Source organism: Citrobacter sp. Cf072 (assembly GCF_030334485.1).
GTDB classification, from domain to species: Bacteria; Pseudomonadota; Gammaproteobacteria; order Enterobacterales; family Enterobacteriaceae; genus Citrobacter; species Citrobacter freundii.
This window is the reverse complement of sequence record NZ_JAOWDX010000044.1, coordinates 111,609-129,947: the sequence shown is the minus strand read 5'-3', so window position 1 is coordinate 129,947 and position 18,339 is coordinate 111,609. Positions and strand designations below refer to the sequence as shown.

18 protein-coding genes, 5 tRNA genes and 1 other RNA gene are annotated in these 18,339 nt (G+C 52.2%); 15 read left to right on the top strand and 9 right to left on the bottom strand.

Annotated features, from left to right (window positions below; translation table 11 throughout):
- Positions 1–6: 6 nt before the first annotated feature.
- The 11 genes from tolB to pnuC all read left to right on the top strand — a co-directional run bounded on the left by tolB (position 7) and on the right by pnuC (position 5,743).
- Positions 7–1,299 (top strand): Tol-Pal system beta propeller repeat protein TolB, encoded by a 1,293-nt coding sequence (gene tolB / locus OGX66_RS09695; protein WP_003022981.1) that lies wholly within the window; start codon positions 7–9, stop codon positions 1,297–1,299.
- A 34-nt stretch (positions 1,300–1,333) separates the two neighbouring features.
- Positions 1,334–1,852: a peptidoglycan-associated lipoprotein Pal gene (gene pal / locus OGX66_RS09690; RefSeq protein WP_003022983.1), complete on the top strand. Its 519-nt coding sequence runs from the start codon at positions 1,334–1,336 to the stop codon at positions 1,850–1,852.
- Positions 1,853–1,861: 9 nt separating this feature from the next.
- On the top strand, positions 1,862–2,653 hold the full coding sequence (cpoB, locus tag OGX66_RS09685) for a cell division protein CpoB (protein WP_088902588.1): 792 nt from the start codon (positions 1,862–1,864) through the stop codon (positions 2,651–2,653).
- Positions 2,654–2,818: 165 nt separating this feature from the next.
- Positions 2,819–2,894, top strand: a tRNA-Lys gene (locus OGX66_RS09680).
- 137 nt (positions 2,895–3,031) lie between these two features.
- Positions 3,032–3,107: transfer RNA gene (locus OGX66_RS09675), tRNA-Val, on the top strand.
- A 3-nt stretch (positions 3,108–3,110) separates the two neighbouring features.
- A tRNA-Lys gene (locus OGX66_RS09670) sits at positions 3,111–3,186 on the top strand.
- Between the two features lie 45 nt (positions 3,187–3,231).
- Positions 3,232–3,307 (top strand) — tRNA-Lys (locus tag OGX66_RS09665).
- A gap of 133 nt (positions 3,308–3,440) precedes the next feature.
- A tRNA-Lys gene (locus OGX66_RS09660) sits at positions 3,441–3,516 on the top strand.
- 22 nt (positions 3,517–3,538) lie between these two features.
- Positions 3,539–3,672: non-coding RNA, RtT sRNA (locus OGX66_RS09655), on the top strand.
- 281 nt (positions 3,673–3,953) lie between these two features.
- Positions 3,954–4,997 carry a quinolinate synthase NadA gene (gene nadA / locus OGX66_RS09650; RefSeq protein ID WP_003837113.1) on the top strand — a complete coding sequence of 348 codons (1,044 nt, stop codon included), beginning with the start codon at positions 3,954–3,956 and terminating at the stop codon, positions 4,995–4,997.
- Positions 4,998–5,023: 26 nt separating this feature from the next.
- Complete coding sequence (pnuC, locus tag OGX66_RS09645) at positions 5,024–5,743, top strand: nicotinamide riboside transporter PnuC (RefSeq protein WP_003022990.1); 720 nt, start codon at positions 5,024–5,026, stop codon at positions 5,741–5,743.
- Here the strand turns inward: pnuC and zitB are convergent.
- Positions 5,740–6,681 (bottom strand): CDF family zinc transporter ZitB, encoded by a 942-nt coding sequence (gene zitB / locus OGX66_RS09640; RefSeq protein ID WP_286511464.1) that lies wholly within the window; start codon positions 6,679–6,681, stop codon positions 5,740–5,742. The genes pnuC and zitB overlap by 4 nt on opposite strands.
- 113 nt (positions 6,682–6,794) lie before the next feature.
- A complete protein-coding gene (locus tag OGX66_RS09635; RefSeq protein WP_003845358.1) occupies positions 6,795–7,169 on the bottom strand; it encodes a YbgS-like family protein in 375 nt (124 codons plus the stop codon).
- A 317-nt stretch (positions 7,170–7,486) separates the two neighbouring features.
- On the opposite strand from OGX66_RS09635, the gene aroG reads away from it, so the two are divergent.
- Positions 7,487–8,539 carry a 3-deoxy-7-phosphoheptulonate synthase AroG gene (gene aroG, locus OGX66_RS09630; protein WP_003837108.1) on the top strand — a complete coding sequence of 351 codons (1,053 nt, stop codon included), beginning with the start codon at positions 7,487–7,489 and terminating at the stop codon, positions 8,537–8,539.
- 67 nt (positions 8,540–8,606) lie between these two features.
- On the opposite strand, the gene gpmA is transcribed toward aroG, so the two are convergent.
- The 7 genes from gpmA to modE all read right to left on the bottom strand — a co-directional run bounded on the left by gpmA (position 8,607) and on the right by modE (position 16,396).
- On the bottom strand, positions 8,607–9,359 hold the full coding sequence (gpmA, locus tag OGX66_RS09625) for a 2,3-diphosphoglycerate-dependent phosphoglycerate mutase (protein WP_003022999.1): 753 nt from the start codon (positions 9,357–9,359) through the stop codon (positions 8,607–8,609).
- A 232-nt stretch (positions 9,360–9,591) separates the two neighbouring features.
- Entirely contained in the window at positions 9,592–10,632 is a 1,041-nt protein-coding gene (gene galM / locus OGX66_RS09620) for a galactose-1-epimerase (protein WP_057102181.1), read from the bottom strand.
- Positions 10,626–11,774 (bottom strand): galactokinase, encoded by a 1,149-nt coding sequence (gene galK, locus OGX66_RS09615; protein WP_003845362.1) that lies wholly within the window; start codon positions 11,772–11,774, stop codon positions 10,626–10,628. Before galK ends, galM begins: the two co-directional genes overlap by 7 nt.
- 3 nt (positions 11,775–11,777) lie before the next feature.
- Positions 11,778–12,824, bottom strand: coding sequence for a galactose-1-phosphate uridylyltransferase (gene galT, locus OGX66_RS09610; protein ID WP_003837102.1), 1,047 nt, complete (start codon positions 12,822–12,824; stop codon positions 11,778–11,780).
- 9 nt (positions 12,825–12,833) lie between these two features.
- Positions 12,834–13,850 (bottom strand): UDP-glucose 4-epimerase GalE, encoded by a 1,017-nt coding sequence (galE, locus tag OGX66_RS09605; RefSeq protein ID WP_003837100.1) that lies wholly within the window; start codon positions 13,848–13,850, stop codon positions 12,834–12,836.
- Between the two features lie 217 nt (positions 13,851–14,067).
- A complete protein-coding gene (gene modF / locus OGX66_RS09600) occupies positions 14,068–15,540 on the bottom strand; it encodes a molybdate ABC transporter ATP-binding protein ModF (RefSeq protein WP_088902587.1) in 1,473 nt (490 codons plus the stop codon).
- 67 nt (positions 15,541–15,607) lie between these two features.
- Positions 15,608–16,396 (bottom strand): molybdenum-dependent transcriptional regulator, encoded by a 789-nt coding sequence (gene modE / locus OGX66_RS09595; protein ID WP_003023018.1) that lies wholly within the window; start codon positions 16,394–16,396, stop codon positions 15,608–15,610.
- 130 nt (positions 16,397–16,526) lie between these two features.
- On the opposite strand from modE, the gene OGX66_RS09590 reads away from it, so the two are divergent.
- From OGX66_RS09590 to modB, 3 genes are all read left to right on the top strand, one after another.
- Complete coding sequence (locus OGX66_RS09590; RefSeq protein WP_003023026.1) at positions 16,527–16,676, top strand: AcrZ family multidrug efflux pump-associated protein; 150 nt, start codon at positions 16,527–16,529, stop codon at positions 16,674–16,676.
- 199 nt (positions 16,677–16,875) lie between these two features.
- Positions 16,876–17,649 (top strand): molybdate ABC transporter substrate-binding protein, encoded by a 774-nt coding sequence (gene modA / locus OGX66_RS09585; RefSeq protein ID WP_003023029.1) that lies wholly within the window; start codon positions 16,876–16,878, stop codon positions 17,647–17,649.
- Positions 17,649–18,338 carry a molybdate ABC transporter permease subunit gene (gene modB, locus OGX66_RS09580; protein WP_003023032.1) on the top strand — a complete coding sequence of 230 codons (690 nt, stop codon included), beginning with the start codon at positions 17,649–17,651 and terminating at the stop codon, positions 18,336–18,338. The genes modA and modB overlap by 1 nt, the downstream gene beginning before the upstream one ends.
- The last annotated feature ends 1 nt before the right edge of the window (position 18,339 follow it).

Sequence of the window (18,339 nt, the reverse complement as noted above, 5' to 3'; positions counted from 1 at the left end):
GATATGATGAAGCAGGCATTACGAGTAGCATTTGGTTTTCTGATGCTGTGGGCAGCGGTGCTGCACGCAGAAGTACGTATCGAGATCACCCAGGGGGTGGACTCGGCGCGCCCGATTGGTGTTGTCCCCTTCCAGTGGGCAGGACCGGGTGCTGCACCTGAAGATATCGGTGGTATCGTAGGTGCTGACCTGCGTAACAGCGGTAAATTTAACCCGTTAGACCGTTCTCGTCTGCCTCAGCAGCCTGGTACCGCGCAGGAAGTTCAACCTGCCGCTTGGTCTGCGCTGGGCATTGATGCCGTAGTCGTCGGCCAGGTTACGCCGAACCCGGATGGTTCTTACAGCGTTGCCTATCAGCTGGTTGACACCGGTGGCGCACCGGGTACCGTACTGGCACAGAACACTTATAAAGTGAACAAGCAGTGGCTGCGTTACGCGGGGCATACTGCAAGTGACGAAGTGTTTGAAAAACTGACCGGCATTAAAGGTGCATTCCGTACCCGTATCGCTTATGTTGTTCAGACCAACGGTGGTCAGTTCCCGTACGAATTACGTGTGTCCGACTACGATGGTTACAACCAGTTCGTGGTACACCGTTCTCCGCAGCCGCTGATGTCTCCGGCGTGGTCTCCGGACGGTTCAAAACTGGCGTACGTAACCTTCGAGAGTGGTCGTTCTGCACTGGTTATTCAGACGTTGTCTAATGGCGCGGTTCGTCAGGTAGCGTCGTTCCCACGTCACAACGGTGCGCCTGCGTTTTCTCCGGATGGCAGCAAACTGGCGTTTGCCCTGTCTAAAACCGGTAGCCTGAACCTGTATGTCATGGACATTGGTTCCGGTCAGATCCGTCAGGTGACGGATGGTCGTAGCAACAACACGGAACCGACCTGGTTCCCGGACAGCCAAAACCTGGCCTTTACATCTGACCAGGCCGGTCGTCCACAGGTATATAAAGTTAACGTCAACGGCGGTGCTCCGCAGCGCATTACCTGGGAAGGTTCGCAAAACCAGGATGCGGATGTGAGCAGCGACGGTAAATTTATGGTAATGGTAAGTTCGGCCAACGGTCAGCAGCACATTGCCAAACAAGATCTGGTAGCGGGTGGCGTACAAGTTCTGTCGTCAACGTTCCTGGACGAAACGCCAAGTCTGGCACCTAACGGCACTATGGTAATCTACAGCTCTTCTCAGGGGATGGGATCCGTGCTGAATTTGGTTTCTACAGATGGGCGTTTCAAAGCGCGTCTTCCGGCAACTGATGGACAGGTTAAATTCCCTGCCTGGTCGCCGTATCTGTGATAATAAATAATTGATTAATAAAGGAATCATTGAAATGCAACTGAACAAAGTGCTGAAAGGGCTGATGATTGCTCTGCCTGTTATGGCTATTGCAGCGTGTTCTTCTAACAAGAACGCCAGCAATGACGGCAGCGAAGGCATGCTGGGTGCCGGCACTGGTATGGATGCAAACGGCAGCGGCAACATGTCTTCTGAAGAGCAAGCGCGTCTTCAGATGCAACAGCTGCAGCAGAACAACATCGTTTACTTCGATCTGGACAAGTACGATATCCGTTCTGATTTCGCTGCAATGCTGGATGCTCACGCTAACTTCCTGCGTAGCAACCCGTCTTACAAAGTCACCGTAGAAGGTCATGCGGACGAACGTGGTACTCCTGAGTACAACATCTCCCTGGGTGAGCGTCGTGCGAACGCCGTTAAGATGTACCTGCAGGGTAAAGGCGTTTCTGCTGACCAGATCTCCATCGTTTCTTACGGTAAAGAAAAACCTGCAGTACTGGGTCATGACGAAGCGGCTTACGCCAAAAACCGTCGCGCCGTACTGGTTTACTAAGAGAATTGCATGAGCAGTAACTTCAGACATCATCTGTTGAGTCTGTCGTTACTGGTTGGCATAGCGGCCCCTTGGGCCGCTTTTGCTCAGGCGCCAATCAGTAGTGTCGGCTCAGGCTCGGTCGAAGACCGTGTCACTCAACTCGAGCGTATTTCTAACGCTCACAGTCAGCTTTTAACCCAACTCCAGCAACAACTCTCCGATAATCAGTCCGATATTGATTCCCTGCGTGGTCAAATTCAGGAAAATCAGTATCAGTTGAACCAGGTTGTTGAACGCCAGAAGCAAATATTGTTGCAGATTAATAATCTTGGCAGCGGTAGTGCGCCTGCGGCGCAGTCTGCAGGTAGCGATCAGAGTGGGGCAGCAGCAACCCCTACGCCTGATGTGGGCGCAGCGGCAGCGTCAGGAGCCCCGGCGCAGACTGGCGATGCGAACACTGATTACAATGCGGCCATTGCTCTGGTGCAGGATAAATCCCGCCAGGATGATGCGATTGAAGCATTTCAGAACTTCATCAAAAAGTACCCAGACTCGACTTACCTGCCAAATGCGAATTACTGGCTGGGTCAGTTGAATTACAACAAGGGGAAAAAAGATGATGCAGCGTTCTATTTTGCTTCAGTAGTTAAAAACTTCCCGAAATCACCAAAGGCTGCAGACGCGATGTATAAAGTCGGCGTCATCATGCAGGACAAAGGTGACACAGCAAAAGCTAAAGCCGTTTATCAGCAGGTTATCACTAAATACCCTGGCACTGATGGCGCGAAACAAGCGCAAAAACGCCTTGGCGCGATGTAATGAACACCATGCGACCAGAAATCGTGTTAATTCTGGTCGCGTCGTGTGATTCCTAAGCAGTTGAGTTATTTACATCGAAATTTTTGTTGCGCTAAAATCTGAAATCAGTAATATATGCCGCCGTTGCCAAGGGATATCAAACAGCCCGAAAGCGGCAAAAAAAGTGGGTCGTTAGCTCAGTTGGTAGAGCAGTTGACTTTTAATCAATTGGTCGCAGGTTCGAATCCTGCACGACCCACCAATCGCTAAGGTGGAATGCGATTGTAAAACGTGAAGGATAACGTTGCGTAAGCAACGGCCCGTAGGGCGAGACGAAGTCGAGTCATCCTGCACGACCCACCACTAACTCAGTTAGTAAGTAGTATCCAGCGTAGTATCGGGTGATTAGCTCAGCTGGGAGAGCACCTCCCTTACAAGGAGGGGGTCGGCGGTTCGATCCCGTCATCACCTACCACTCGGGGCGTTAGCTCAGTTGGTAGAGCAGTTGACTTTTAATCAATTGGTCGCAGGTTCGAATCCTGCACGCCCCACCAATTTATTGGTGGTACCGAGTAAAAATTTTCAGGTTATACCCGAGCGGGTCGTTAGCTCAGTTGGTAGAGCAGTTGACTTTTAATCAATTGGTCGCAGGTTCGAATCCTGCACGACCCACCAATCGCTAAGGTGGAACGCGATTGTAAAACGTGAAGGATAACGTTGCGTAAGCAACGGCCCGTAGGGCGAGGCAAAGCCGAGTCATCCTGCACGACCCACCATCCTGAAAGTATAAAGAAGTAAACCCCATAAGGGGGCGTTAGCTCAGTTGGTAGAGCAGTTGACTTTTAATCAATTGGTCGCAGGTTCGAATCCTGCACGCCCCACCAGTGTAAAAAAGCGCCCTAAAGGCGCTTTTTTGCTATGTGCAGGATTTCATGATTCGAACCTGCAGCAGGTTCGGGTCGAACGAAGTGAGACAACGGAGCCGTTTACGGCGATGGCCCGAAGGGCGAGCGTAGCGAGTCATCCTGCACGCCCCACCAGTGTAAAAAGGCGCCCTAAAGGCGCCTTTTTGCTATGCGCAGAATCAACGATTCGAACCTGCTTGCCTGATGCGCTTCGCTTATCAGTCCTACAGACGACACTATTCACGTAGGCCGGATAAGACGTCAGTCGCCATCCGGCATTCATCACACGCAATTATTGTGACTTTCTTACGCCAATCCGCTATCTTGTTTAGCATATAAAACAAATCTAACCGAATACGGCGTGCGTCACGCTTTTAATCGGTTATTTCGTTAAGCTAGTAAAACGAGAAAGCAAGATGAGCGTGATGTTTGATCCAGAAGCAGCAATTTATCCGTTTCCGCCGAAGCCAGCCCCGCTGAGTGTGGATGAAAAGCAATTTTATCGTGAAAAAATCAAGCGCCTGTTGAAAGAGCGTGATGCCGTTATGGTCGCGCACTATTACACCGATCCTGAAATTCAGCAATTGGCCGAAGAGACCGGTGGCTGTATTTCTGATTCTCTGGAGATGGCGCGGTTCGGCTCAAAACATTCTGCCTCTACGCTGTTGGTTGCAGGAGTGAGGTTTATGGGGGAAACCGCCAAAATCCTCAGCCCGGAAAAGACCATCCTGATGCCGACCTTACAGGCGGAATGTTCATTAGATCTGGGTTGTCCGATTGATGCTTTCAGCGCGTTTTGCGATGCGCATCCTGATCGTACCGTGGTGGTTTACGCCAATACCTCCGCTGCCGTTAAAGCGCGGGCGGACTGGGTCGTCACGTCCAGTATCGCGGTAGAACTTATTGAGCACCTTGATAGTTTAGGTGAAAAAATCATCTGGGCTCCGGACAGACATCTGGGCAACTACGTGCAAAAACAGACCGGTGCAGACGTTCTTTGTTGGCAGGGGGCCTGTATCGTCCACGACGAATTTAAAACTCAGGCTTTAACACGCATGAAGGGGCTTTACCCTGATGCTGCGGTGTTGGTGCACCCGGAGTCCCCTCAGTCTATCGTTGATATGGCTGATGCGGTTGGCTCAACCAGCCAGTTAATCAACGCAGCTAAATCGTTACCGCATCAACAACTGATTGTGGCGACTGACCGGGGCATTTTTTACAAAATGCAGCAGGCCGTTCCGGATAAAGAATTGCTTGAAGCGCCGACGGCTGGCGAGGGGGCAACCTGCCGCAGCTGTGCGCATTGTCCGTGGATGGCGATGAACGGCCTCAAGGCTATTGCTGAGGGCCTGGAACAAGGCGGAGCGGCTCATGAGATACATGTTGATGCTGCGCTGCGAGAAGGGGCGTTGTTGCCGTTAAACCGCATGTTGGAATTTGCGGCTACACTTCGAGCTTAATTAATTTTTTTGCTCTGGGGGAAAAGATGGACTTTTTTAGCACGCAGAACATTCTGGTACATATTCCGATCGGCGCTGGCGGTTACGATCTGTCTTGGATCGAAGCTGTGGGGACGATCGCCGGGTTGCTGTGTATTGGTCTGGCGAGTCTTGAGAAAATAAGCAATTACTTCTTCGGCCTGATAAACGTCACGCTGTTTGCGATTATCTTCTTTCAGATCCAGCTCTATGCAAGCCTGTTGCTGCAAGTTTTCTTCTTTGCCGCCAACATCTACGGCTGGTATGCCTGGTCCAGGCAAACTAACCAGCATGAAGCGGAACTGAAAATTCGCTGGCTGCCGTTACCAAAAGCGATCGGCTGGCTGGCGGCTTGCGTGGTAGCGATCGGTCTGATGTCGGTCTATATCGATCCGGTCTTTGCATTCCTGACCCGCATTGCGGTGAACATTATGCAGGCATTAGGATTACAGGTTGTTGTGCCTGAGTTGCAACCCGATGCATTCCCGTTCTGGGACTCCTGCATGATGGTGTTGTCGATTGCGGCGATGATCCTGATGACGCGCAAATACGTCGAAAACTGGCTGCTGTGGGTGATCATTAACGTAATAAGCGTAGTGATTTTCGCCCTACAAGGCGTATATGCCATGTCGCTGGAGTATATGATCCTGACGGTTATCGCCCTGAATGGTAGCAGGATGTGGATTAACAGCGCGCGTGAGCGGGGTTCCCGCGCGCTGTCCCATTAATGGTGATGATGTGAATGGCCGGACACGCCTTGGTACAGGTGGCAGTCCGGCCCATTGCACGGCTGATACTCCATCTGGATCGTCGCGTGTTCAATCTGGTAGTGGTGGATAAGGAAATGCTGAATACGTTCCAGCAGGGCATCATAATCGTGCGGCGGGATCACCTGCACATGCAGCGTCATTACCGGTTTTTCACCCACCATCCAGACATGGACATGGTGTACATTGCGGACTTCGGGGATATCCCGGCTGAGATGGCGCTGCAGTGCGGCAATATCCAGCGTCAGCGGGGCACCTTCCAGTAATTCATTAACGCTATCCTTTAACAGTCGCCAGGCGCTGCGCAGTACCAGCACGGAAACCAGAATCGAGAGAATCGGGTCCGCAGGCGTCCAGCCCGTCCAGATAATAATAAGCGCAGCGATGATCGCCCCGACCGAGCCGAGTAAATCGCCCATCACATGTAGTGCCGCAGCGCGGACGTTCAGGTTTTTCTCCTCACTGCCGCGATGTAGAACCCAAAAAGCCAGCACGTTGGCGAGTAAACCCGCGACAGCTATAACCATCATCATGCCGCCTGCTACGGGGCGGGGCGTATGGAAGCGCTCAATGGCTTCCCAGACGATTAAAATAGTGATCACGACCAATGCGATGGCATTAACAAACGCGGCCAGTGTCGTGAGCCTCAGCCAGCCGAAGGTGTGTCGTATTGTGGGCGGTCGATGGGAAAACCGGACGGCCAGCAGCGCGAAAAGGAGCGCTGCGGCATCAGTGAGCATATGCCCGGCATCAGCCAACAAGGCCAGTGAACCTGAAAGTATTCCACCTACCACTTCAACCAACATAAATCCGGCTGTAATGCAGAATGCAAACATCAAGCGGCGGGCATTATTGTCCTTGGGTTGCTCAGAGGAATTATGAGTATGCGAGTGCGCCATTATGCCATCCCTTTGTTATTCTCATCTTTACTGTATGCCATCATACCGTTTTTGGGATGATAAAATTAAAAAGGAGAGCTATTGCTCTCCCGTTATTAGCTTTATTTTCAGCGTTACTGCGTAGTGCCATCAGTTTTTGTCTCGGCATCATTATTAATGCCGTTTCCGGTCTGAACCTTCTTATTCACATCAGGGCAGCGACCGTCCTTACACATGGTGTTTTTGTGCATCTCGTCTTTGGTCATCCCTTCATGGTTCATTGATGAACCGTTCGGGTGCAGCATTGTGCCACCCGAATTCACGTTACTGTTGTCGACATTATTTGGTGCCACGTTTTCGCGTGCGTCTGGGGCGACCTGACCGGCATCCGCCGAGGAATTTGCCTGGCCGTTATTGGACTGCGTATTGGTTTCAGCAGCCAGCGCCGCGCCGCTGGCGAGGCTGAGTGTAGCGGTAAGAAAGAGTGAAGCCAGCTTTGTCATATGCATAATATGCTCCTGTTATGGTCGATATGTCGGATAACGTCTTCCAACAGTGCATGTGCCAGTTACATCATTAATATGTGGTTAATAGTTTTGCCTGAGAAATCAAACCCAGCATAGAATCTTGAAATTTATGAAAATTAAAGCTGTTACAGTTATAAATTGTAGGTTGGATCTCGTTTTTCGCTACTTTATTGCGTTTTTTTGGCCAATTCCAGGATTAATCCGTCCAAAGTGTAAAACCCCGTTTACACTTTATGACTGAAGATATAGATTGGAGGGATTGCATTCATTTATATAAGTATGGCAACGCTGGAATAATCATGAATTATCAGAACGACGATTTACGCATTAAAGAGATCAACGAGTTATTACCGCCAGTCGCATTGCTGGAAAAATTCCCCGCTACTGAAAATGCCGCAAACACGGTGGCTCATGCCCGTAAAGCGATTCATAAAATTCTGAAAGGAAGCGATGATCGCCTGTTAGTGGTAATTGGGCCGTGCTCTATTCATGATCCGGCAGCCGCTAAAGAGTACGCCGCCCGCCTGCTGGCGCTGCGCGAAGAGTTAAAAGGCGAGCTTGAAATTGTCATGCGCGTCTATTTTGAAAAACCGCGAACCACCGTCGGCTGGAAAGGGCTTATCAACGATCCGCATATGGACAACAGCTTCCAAATCAACGATGGGCTGCGCATTGCACGTAAATTGCTGCTGGATATCAATGATAGCGGATTGCCGGCTGCGGGTGAGTTCCTCGATATGATCACGCCGCAATACCTTGCCGATCTGATGAGCTGGGGCGCGATTGGGGCTCGTACCACTGAATCTCAGGTACACCGCGAGCTGGCATCAGGTCTGTCTTGCCCGGTTGGTTTTAAAAACGGTACCGATGGCACGATCAAAGTTGCGATTGATGCAATCAACGCAGCAGGGGCGCCACACTGCTTCCTGTCTGTAACCAAATGGGGTCATTCGGCGATCGTAAATACCAGCGGTAACGGCGATTGCCATATTATTTTGCGCGGGGGCAAAGAACCTAACTACAGCGCTCAGCACGTTGCCGATGTGAAAGAAGGTCTGATCAAAGCAGGGCTCTCTGCACAAGTGATGATCGACTTTAGCCATGCCAACTCCTGCAAGCAGTTCAAAAAGCAGATGGATGTTGCGAAAGACGTTTGCGGGCAAGTCGCTGGTGGAGAAAAAGCGATTATTGGCGTGATGATCGAAAGCCATCTGGTCGAGGGTAATCAGAACCCGGATAGCGGCGAGCCGCTGACCTACGGTAAGAGCATCACCGACGCCTGCATTGGCTGGGAAGACACCGATGCGGTGCTGCGCCAGTTGGCGGATGCGGTAAAAGCGCGTCGCGGTTAAAACGTTAGCTTTCCAGAAAAATAAAAAAGCGCGGATAATCCGCGCTTTTTTATGTGTCGCGAAGAAATTACTTTGCTTTACCCTGGTTCGCAACGGCCGCAGCTTTTGCGGCGATCTCGTCAGCGTTACCCAGATAGTAGTGTTTGATCGGTTTGAAGTTTTCGTCGAACTCATATACCAGCGGTACGCCGGTCGGAATGTTCAGTTCAAGGATCTCATCTTCGCCCATGTTATCCAGGTATTTAACCAGCGCACGCAGAGAGTTACCGTGAGCGGCGATAATCACACGCTCACCGCTTTTCATGCGCGGCAGAATGGTTTCGTTCCAGTAGGGGATAACGCGATCGATGGTCAGCGCCAGGCTTTCGGTAACCGGTAACTCTTTGTCGGTCAGCTTCGCATAACGCGGATCGTGACCCGGATAACGCTCGTCATCTTTGGTCAGTTCCGGTGGCGTTACCGCAAAGCCGCGACGCCATTGTTTAACCTGCTCGTCACCGTATTTTTCAGCGGTTTCAGCTTTGTTCAGACCCTGCAGCGCGCCGTAATGACGTTCGTTCAGTTTCCAGGATTTCTCAACTGGCAGCCAGGCCTGATCCAGTTCGTCCAGTACGTTCCACAGGGTGTGAATGGCACGTTTCAGCACAGAGGTATAAGCAAAATCGAAGCTGTAGCCTTCCTCTTTCAGCAGTTTACCTGCCGCTTTTGCTTCGCCCACACCTTTCTCGGACAGATCAACGTCATACCAACCGGTAAAACGGTTCTCGTTGTTCCACTGACTTTCACCGTGACGTACCAGAACCAGCTTAGTTACAGCCATACACTCACTCCTATAAATCATATTTAATGATAATAATTCTCATTATATTGCCGTAATGCGTCAGCGGCAATCCTTACGCATAACCATAGCGAAAATAGCGCCACAGTGTAAGGTTCTTGTGAACTCAAGGTTGCGATTTTGTCTTTGAACGGTGGGGATTTGAGCGGTTCTACTGTGATAAACAAGCAACAGGCCCGATACGTTACGTCATCGGGCCTGGGAGGGGGAACGATTAGGCTGGAATAAACCGGTATTCCGTCACGCTGGCATACTCTTCGCCAGGACGCAGGAAGCAGTCTGGCTGCGGCCATTCCGGATGGTTCGGGCTGTCCGGCAGGAACTCGCTTTCCAGTGCCAGACCTTGCCAGTCGGCGTAGGCATCAGGACCACGGGATGGCGTACCGCCGAGGAAATTCCCGGAATAAAACTGTAATGCCGGGGCGGAGGTGTAGACCTCCATCTGCAGTTTTTCATCCTGGGACCACAGTCGAGCGACCGGCGTATGCGTATTGCCCTGTGCCTGGAGCAGGAAGGCGTGATCGTAACCTTTTACCTTGCGCTGATCGTCATCGGCAAGAAATTCACTGCTGATGATCTTAGGCGTACGGAAATCGAAAGTGCTACCAGCGACGGATTTCAGTCCGTCGTGCGGGATGCCCATTTCATCAACCGGCAAGTACTCGTCGGCGAGGATTTGCAGCTTGTGTTGGCGCACATCCGTTTTGTCACCGTCGAGGTTGAAATAAACGTGATTCGTCAGATTCACCGGGCAGGGCTTATCGACCGTGGCGCGGTAGGTTATCGAAATACGATTATCGTCAGTCAGGCGATACTGCACGGTAGCGCAAAGATGGCCAGGAAAGCCCTGATCGCCATCGTCGGACGTTAAGGCGAACAGCACCTGGCGGTCATTTTGATTGACTATCTGCCAGCGACGTTTGTCGAAACCGTCCGGCCCGCCGTGCAGCTGGTTGTCGCCCTGACTTGGTATTAATTCAACGGTTTCGCCAGCAAAGGTATAACGGCTGTTGGCGATACGATTAGCGTAGCGACCAATCGAAGCCCCCAGAAATGCAGCCTGTTCCGGGTATTGTTCCGGGCTGGCGCAACCGAGTAATGCTTCGCGCACGCTACCATCGCTGAGCGGAATACGCGCAGAGAGTAGGGTCGCGCCCCAATCCATCAGCGTGACCACCATCCCTGCGTCATTGCGCAGGGTGAGCAGGCGAAACGGCTGACCGTCCGGAGCCTGCACGGGGATTTCGTTTAACATTGTCCGGCTCCTTGAGAAGGTTTGCAGACGTAGAATGTTTCTTTAATTCCAGTTTTTGCTTCGTACTGCTCAGCGACAGCTTGCTGTACGGCTGGCACCAAATCTTGCGGGATCAGCGCCACTATACAGCCGCCGAAGCCGCCGCCGGTCATGCGTACACCGCCTTTATCGCCAATGGTCGCTTTGACAATCTCAACCAGCGTATCAATTTGCGGCACGGTAATTTCAAAGTCATCGCGCATTGAGGCGTGAGATTCCGCCATCAGTTGGCCCATACGCAGCAGGTCGCCTTTTTCCAGCGCCTGTGCTGCTTCAACGGTACGCGCATTTTCCGTGATCACGTGGCGAACGCGTTTGGCGACGATCGGATCCAATTCGTGGGCGACGGCGTTAAACGCTTCAAGGTTAACATCACGCAGCGCTGGCTGCTGGAAGAAACGCGCGCCGGTTTCACACTGTTCGCGACGGGTGTTGTATTCGCTACCGACCAGCGTACGTTTAAAGTTACTGTTGATGATCACCACCGCTACGCCCTCAGGCATAGAAACTGCTTTGGTGCCAAGCGTTCGGCAGTCGATCAGTAGCGCATGATCTTTCTTACCAAGTGCCGAGATCAACTGATCCATAATGCCGCAGTTACAGCCGACAAACTGGTTTTCAGCTTCCTGACCGTTCAGGGCAATCTGCGCGCCGTCGAGCGGCAGATGATAGAGCTGCTGGAATACCGTACCCACAGCGACTTCCAGCGAGGCAGAAGAACTTAACCCCGCGCCCTGTGGGACGTTACCGCTGATCACCAGATCAGCACCGCCAAAGGCGTTATTGCGCTTTTGCAGATGTTTCACTACGCCACGCACGTAGTTTGACCACTGCTGGCTGTCGTGGGCGATAATCGGCGCATCAAGCGAGAACTCATCAATCTGATTGTCGTAATCAGCGGCGATCACGCGGACTTTTCGATCGTCGCGTGCCGCACAACTGATAACGGTTTGATAGTCGATGGCGCAAGGCAGAACGAAGCCGTCGTTATAATCGGTATGTTCGCCGATCAGGTTTACACGACCCGGTGCCTGAATAGTATGGGTGGCAGGGTAGCCAAATGTTTCTGCAAACAGAGATTGTGTTTTTTCTTTCAGACTCATTATTTAAACTCCGGATTCGCGAAAATGGATGTCGCTGACCGCACGCAGTCGTTCAGCCGCTTGTTCTGCCGTCAGGTCGCGCTGGGTTTCTGCCAGCATTTCATATCCGACCATAAATTTACGCACAGTCGCGGAACGCAGCAGCGGCGGATAAAAGTGTGCATGCAACTGCCAGTGTTGGTTTTCTTCACCGTTAAACGGTGCGCCGTGCCAGCCCATGGAGTAGGGGAATGAACACTGGAACAGATTGTCGTAACGACTGGTCAGTTTTTTCAACGCCAGCGCCAGGTCAGCACGCTGTTCGTCGCTCAAATCGGTAATACGCAGCACATGCGCTTTCGGCAGCAGCAGCGTTTCGAACGGCCACGCGGCCCAGTAAGGCACAACCGCCAGCCAGTGCTCGGTTTCTACGACCGTACGACTGCCGTCCGCCAGTTCGCGCTGGACGTAATCAACGAGCATCGGTGCGCCTTGTTCGGCGAAGTATGCTTTCTGCAGGCGATCTTCACGTTCGGCTTCGTTAGGCAAAAAGCTGTTGGCCCAAATTTGTCCGTGTGGGTGCGGGTTCGAGCACCCCATCGCTGCGCCTTTATTCTCAAATACCTGCACCCAGGGATAGGTTTTCCCTAAGTCTTCGGTCTGCTCCTGCCACGTTTTTACGATTTCTGTCAGTGCAGGGACGCTGAGTTCCGGCAACGTTTTGCTGTGATCGGGTGAGAAGCAAATCACGCGGCTGGTACCGCGCGCGCTCTGGCAGCGCATCAACGGATCGTGACTGTCCGGCGCGTCGGGGGTATCGGACATCAGCGCCGCAAAGTCATTGGTAAAGACATAGGTCCCGGTGTAATCCGGGTTTTTGTCGCCGGTAACGCGCGTATTGCCAGCGCACAGGAAGCAGTCCGGGTCATGTGCAGGTAGTACCTGCTTAGACGGAGTTTCCTGCGCCCCTTGCCACGGGCGTTTGGCGCGATGCGGTGATACGAGGATCCACTGCCCGGTGAGCGGGTTAAAACGGCGGTGTGGATGATCGACAGGATTGAATTGCGTCATGATTGGTCCTTAATCCGAATATCCCTGTGGGTGGCGTGACTGCCAGTGCCAGGTATCTTGTGCCATTTCATCCAATGTGCGGGTCACGCGCCAGTTGAGCTCGCGATCGGCTTTGCTGGCATCAGCCCAGTAGGCTGGAAGATCGCCTTCACGGCGCGGGGCGAAGTGGTAATTCACCGGTTTACCACAGGCTTTGCTGAAGGCGTGGACCACGTCCAGCACGCTGCTGCCGATGCCTGCACCGAGGTTATAAATATGCACACCCTGAATGCCTGCCAGTTTTTCCATGGCGGCAACGTGGCCGTCGGCGAGATCCATCACATGGATGTAGTCGCGTACGCCGGTGCCATCTTCAGTAGGGTAGTCATTGCCAAATATGGCAAGAGACTCGCGGCGGCCAACGGCAACCTGCGCGATGTAAGGCATCAGGTTGTTTGGAATACCTTGCGGATCTTCCCCCATATCTCCTGACGGATGAGCGCCAACAGGGTTAAAGTAGCGCAGCAGGGCAATGCTCCAGTCGGGCTGAGCTTTTTGCAGATCGGTCAGGATCTGTTCCACCATCAGCTTGCTTTTGCCGTACGGACTTTGTGGCGTGCCGGTGGGGAAGCTTTCAACGTAAGGAATTTGCGGCTGATCGCCATAGACGGTCGCGGAGGAGCTGAAAATGAAGTTTTTCACGTTGGCTGCGCGCATTGCATTCACCAGACGCAGAGTGCCGTTGACGTTGTTGTCATAGTACTCCAGCGGCTTGGCAACGGATTCTCCAACGGCTTTTAAACCGGCAAAATGGATGACCGTATCAATGGCATGATCGTGCAGAATTTCGGTTATCAGCGCTTCGTTACGGATGTCTCCTTCCACGAAGGTCGGATGCTTGCCGCCTAAACGCTCAATGACGGGCAGTACGCTGCGCTTGCTGTTGCAGAGATTATCCAGGATCACCACCTCGTGACCGTTTTTCAGCAACTGCACGCAAGTGTGGCTTCCAATGTAACCGCTACCACCTGTAACCAATACTCTCATAATTCGCTCCGTTAAGCCTATGGTATGCAATAACCATAGCATAACAAAGATGCGAAAAGTGTGACACGGAATAAATTAGTGGAATCGTTTACACTCCAAGATTTTCACTCGACGCTGCTAGTTAATTTATTATAAATCATTATGTTAGGTTGTTATTACAGCGATTGTCTGAAAAAAAAGCAGAAAAAAGGGCGTGATAAACGCCCTGGCATGAAAATTAACGCAGAGAAGTTTGTCGATAGCCGTAGATATCTCCCTCGGGTACAAACTCTAGCCGATGGGTAATGCAGGCCGGGGCATCTTCGGCGTGATGAGAGACGAACAAAAGCTGAGTTTCGCCTTCACCGATCAGGACATCCACAAACCGACGGATCAGTTGGCGGTTGAGCGGATCTAATCCTTGCAAGGGTTCATCGAGGATCAGCAATGTAGGATGTTTCACCAGAGCACGAACAATCAATGCCAGCCGCTGTTGTCCCCAGGAAAGACTATGAAATGGCGCATCCGCGGTACGTTTATCGATGCCAAGAATATCCAGCCACTGTTGTACCAGCTTGTGCTGCCTGTCGGAGACGGCCTGATAAATGCCGATTGAATCGAAATAACCGGAGAGAATAACGTTGCGAACTGTTGTACTTACCCGGTAATCCAAATGCAGGCTGCTGCTGACATAGCCAATGTGTTTTTTGATATCCCAGATAGTTTCACCGCTGCCCCGGCGTCGGCCAAACAGGGTCAGGTTGTTGCTATATCCCTGGGGATGATCGCCGGTGATTAAACTGAGCAGGGTTGATTTCCCCGCACCGTTGGGGCCGACGATTTGCCAGTGTTCCCCCGGATTTACCCGCCAGCTCAGATGATGCAGGATAGGGCGATCGTTATACGAGACGGTGCCATCGTTAAGCACAATGCGCGGCTCGTTATCTGACAATGTGTGGCGTACTGAAGGCTCATCCGGCTCGGGTAACTGGATGCCTTCCAGCCGCTCGCTATGGGCAAGCTGAGCGATTAATGCCTGTTGCAGAAGGTCGATTTTTGCGCCGGTTTCCGTCAGTGTGCAATCGGCAAGCACGCCGGCAAACTGCACGAATTCGGGAATTTCATCAAAGCGATTAAGCACCAGTACCAGCGTTAAGCCGGCCTGGTGTAGCTCATCGAGCAGTTCTGCTAACTGGCGGCGGGACGCGACGTCCAGCCCGTCAAAGGGTTCATCAAGGATCAGCAAATCTGGCGTGGACATTAATGCCTGGCAGAGCAGAGTTTTGCGTGTTTCACCGGTGGAAAGGTATTTGAAACGCCTGTTGAGTAAGGCTGAAATGCCAAACTGCTGCGCCAGCGCAGCGCAGCGGGCGGGATCGTTGACCTCATCCTGAATGATTTCTGCGGTGGTGCGCCCTGTGTCGTCTTCACCGGGACTAAGAAGATCGGTGTTGTTCCGCTGCCACTCGTCGCTGACCAGCTTTTGGAGCTGCTCAAAGGAGAGTCGGGTAATACGTGTGAACTGGCAGCGGCGTTCGCCTTTCAGGAGCGGCAACTCGCCCGCCAGCGCGCGGGCCAGCGCAGATTTCCCGCTACCATTAGAGCCAACAAACGCCCAGCTATCACCCGCGTTTAACGTCAACGCATCTAACTGGAGCGTTTTTGTGTCGCTAAGACGAAACATGCCTTGCGAAATTTGCAATGATGACATTTTGTATCCCATTATTTGCAGCGATGAATAACAGGGATACGTGTTCTTCGGGTTGATGTCAATCAACTCAGCACAGCGTGGCGATAATCACTCTATCAGCATTAAAATATGCTGTGACGTTAGCGCCTTCAGTTAATGTGTGGGTCTGATCTATCGGCAACGTCGCGCAGAGCGTCTGGCCATCTGGCAACGTCATCAGCACTTCACACTGTTCCGCACCGCGTTCAATATGGCTAATCGTGCCCTGCAACTGGTTATCGGCAGCCTGAGCGATAGCGTCGTCCTGAGTGATTCCCACCCACGGCGCTTTCAGCAGAATCAGTACTTCTTTGCCTTCCTCAAGACCCAGACGCTCGCCGCTTTGCGCAGTGATTGCCACTTTCAGGCGCGTTTCGCCATCGGCCAGCAGGACGTCAACATGCTGCTGGACCTGATCGTGGTCGCGAGCGGTAATGGTGCCAAACCACTGGTTACGGGCGCTGGTTTGCAGTGAAAAACGCGAGATAGCTGCCAGCAGGCTGTTGAGCGGTAGCGCATCGTCATCGCTCAAAACATCAAAAGCTTTTTGTTGGATTTGCGCCAGTAAATCATATAACTGGATTAAACGTTGGCCATAGCGCGTTAACACCGCGCCACCGCCGCCTTTACCGCCTGTGGCACGTTCAACCAGCGTCTGCTCGCTGAGCTGGTTCATTTCGTTAATCGCATCCCAGGCGCTTTTGTAGCTGATACCTGCATCCTTCGCGCCCTGACTGATGGAACCGGAAAGAGCAATATGCTTAAGCAGAGAAATGCGACGGGGATCAGCAAACAGTTTTTGCTGAAGTTTCAGCGTAAGAAGGATTTCGGCCTGCATCACAAGCTCCTGGCAAAAAAGGGTATTGTGACGGAAAACCGTGCCTGAGCAAAGCCGACCGCACAAAAGGGGAGTGCTTTTCTGCGTTATGTGGTTAGAATACAACTAAGGACTAAATCTGGAGTTGACCATGTTAGAGTTATTGAAAAGTCTGGTATTCGCCGTAATCATGGTACCTGTGGTAATGGCCATCATTCTGGGTCTGATTTACGGACTGGGTGAAGTGTTCAACATTTTCTCCGGTATCGGTCAGAAAGACCAGTCCAGACAGAATCATTGATTCCCCAAACGCCCGCTCAGTCGGGCGTTTATATTTTTTGCCTTCCTACTCGTTTTCTCTCGCTACAGTTTCTCAAGATCCTACTTTCCCTGCCGATATTTTCTTTGTGTAACCTCTAATTGGTATCAATAACCACTGGGAAAATCCTGGTTTACTCGTTATATTTGCGCCTACATAACGAAACGCAAAGGAGTTACAGATGGCACGTACATGGTTACGCTTGTTTGCAGGGGCAACTCTTTCTCTTACTGTTGCCGGACATGCGCTGGCGGATGAAGGAAAGATTACCGTTTTCGCAGCGGCTTCGCTGACCAACGCGATGCAGGACATTGCAACGCAATATAAAAAAGAGAAGAACGTTGATGTTGTCTCCTCTTTTGCTTCTTCTTCCACACTGGCGCGTCAGATTGAAGCAGGCGCACCGGCCGATCTGTTTATTTCTGCCGATCAGAAATGGATGGACTACGCGGTAGACAAGAAGTCGATTGATACCGCAACGCGTGAAACGCTGTTGGGTAACAGCCTGGTGGTGGTTGCACCGAAAGCCAGCGCACAGAAAGACTTCACCATCGACAGCAAAACCAACTGGACCAGTCTGTTGAACGGTGGACGCCTGGCTGTTGGCGATCCGGAACATGTTCCGGCAGGCATTTATGCCAAAGAAGCGCTGCAAAAACTGGGTGCATGGGATACCCTGGCCCCGAAACTGGCTCCTGCTGAAGACGTGCGCGGTGCGCTGGCGCTGGTAGAGCGTAACGAAGCGCCGCTGGGGATCGTCTATGGTTCTGACGCCGTCGCCAGCAAGGGCGTAAAAGTTGTGGCGACCTTCCCGGAAGATTCGCACAAAAAAGTGGAATACCCTATCGCGATTGTTGATGGGCACAAAAACGCAACGGTTAGCGCGTTCTATGATTACCTGAAAGGACCGCAGGCTGCTGAAATCTTTAAACGTTATGGATTTACGACCAAGTAATGATACTGACCGATCCTGAATGGCAGGCCGTTATACTGAGCCTGAAAGTTTCTTCCCTGGCCGTGTTGTTTAGTCTGCCATTTGGGATCTTCTTTGCCTGGCTACTGGTGCGATGCAAGTTCCCAGGCAAAGCGCTGCTCGACAGCGTACTGCATTTGCCGCTGGTTCTGCCGCCTGTGGTGGTGGGGTATCTGCTGTTGGTCTCTATGGGACGGCGCGGATTCATTGGCGAATGGCTGTACGACTGGTTTGGCATCACTTTTGCCTTTAGCTGGCGTGGGGCGGTGCTGGCCGCTGCGGTGATGTCCTTCCCGCTCATGGTGCGGGCTATTCGTTTGGCGCTGGAAGGTGTCGACGTCAAGCTGGAGCAGGCGGCCCGCACACTTGGAGCCGGACGCTGGCGCGTCTTTATGACCATTACGTTACCGCTGATGCTGCCCGGCATTATTGTTGGTACGGTGCTGGCGTTTGCGCGTTCCCTTGGGGAATTTGGTGCAACCATTACCTTTGTTTCCAATATTCCTGGTGAAACCCGCACCATTCCTTCGGCGATGTATACCCTGATCCAAACTCCTGGCGGCGAAAGCGCGGCGGCGAGGTTATGTATCATTTCAATTGTGTTGGCGCTGATTTCGCTGCTGATTTCTGAATGGCTGGCGCGTATTAGCCGTGAGCGGACGGGGCGATAAT

What these genes read in the sequence shown, in the direction of transcription:
- galK (WP_003845362.1), bottom strand. Translation starts at nt 11,774, where the DNA reads ATGAGTCTGAAAGAAAAAACACAATCTCTGTTTGCAGAAACATTTGGC.
- aroG (WP_003837108.1), top strand. Translation starts at nt 7,487, where the DNA reads ATGAATTATCAGAACGACGATTTACGCATTAAAGAGATCAACGAGTTA.
- galT (WP_003837102.1), bottom strand. Translation starts at nt 12,824, where the DNA reads ATGACGCAATTCAATCCTGTCGATCATCCACACCGCCGTTTTAACCCG.
- pnuC (WP_003022990.1), top strand. Translation starts at nt 5,024, where the DNA reads ATGGACTTTTTTAGCACGCAGAACATTCTGGTACATATTCCGATCGGC.
- gpmA (WP_003022999.1), bottom strand. Translation starts at nt 9,359, where the DNA reads ATGGCTGTAACTAAGCTGGTTCTGGTACGTCACGGTGAAAGTCAGTGG.
- galM (WP_057102181.1), bottom strand. Translation starts at nt 10,632, where the DNA reads ATGTTAAACGAAATCCCCGTGCAGGCTCCGGACGGTCAGCCGTTTCGC.
- OGX66_RS09635 (WP_003845358.1), bottom strand. Translation starts at nt 7,169, where the DNA reads ATGCATATGACAAAGCTGGCTTCACTCTTTCTTACCGCTACACTCAGC.
- nadA (WP_003837113.1), top strand. Translation starts at nt 3,954, where the DNA reads ATGAGCGTGATGTTTGATCCAGAAGCAGCAATTTATCCGTTTCCGCCG.
- modE (WP_003023018.1), bottom strand. Translation starts at nt 16,396, where the DNA reads ATGCAGGCCGAAATCCTTCTTACGCTGAAACTTCAGCAAAAACTGTTT.
- modA (WP_003023029.1), top strand. Translation starts at nt 16,876, where the DNA reads ATGGCACGTACATGGTTACGCTTGTTTGCAGGGGCAACTCTTTCTCTT.
- tolB (WP_003022981.1), top strand. Translation starts at nt 7, where the DNA reads ATGAAGCAGGCATTACGAGTAGCATTTGGTTTTCTGATGCTGTGGGCA.
- cpoB (WP_088902588.1), top strand. Translation starts at nt 1,862, where the DNA reads ATGAGCAGTAACTTCAGACATCATCTGTTGAGTCTGTCGTTACTGGTT.
- pal (WP_003022983.1), top strand. Translation starts at nt 1,334, where the DNA reads ATGCAACTGAACAAAGTGCTGAAAGGGCTGATGATTGCTCTGCCTGTT.
- galE (WP_003837100.1), bottom strand. Translation starts at nt 13,850, where the DNA reads ATGAGAGTATTGGTTACAGGTGGTAGCGGTTACATTGGAAGCCACACT.
- zitB (WP_286511464.1), bottom strand. Translation starts at nt 6,681, where the DNA reads ATGGCGCACTCGCATACTCATAATTCCTCTGAGCAACCCAAGGACAAT.
- OGX66_RS09590 (WP_003023026.1), top strand. Translation starts at nt 16,527, where the DNA reads ATGTTAGAGTTATTGAAAAGTCTGGTATTCGCCGTAATCATGGTACCT.
- modF (WP_088902587.1), bottom strand. Translation starts at nt 15,540, where the DNA reads ATGTCATCATTGCAAATTTCGCAAGGCATGTTTCGTCTTAGCGACACA.
- modB (WP_003023032.1), top strand. Translation starts at nt 17,649, where the DNA reads ATGATACTGACCGATCCTGAATGGCAGGCCGTTATACTGAGCCTGAAA.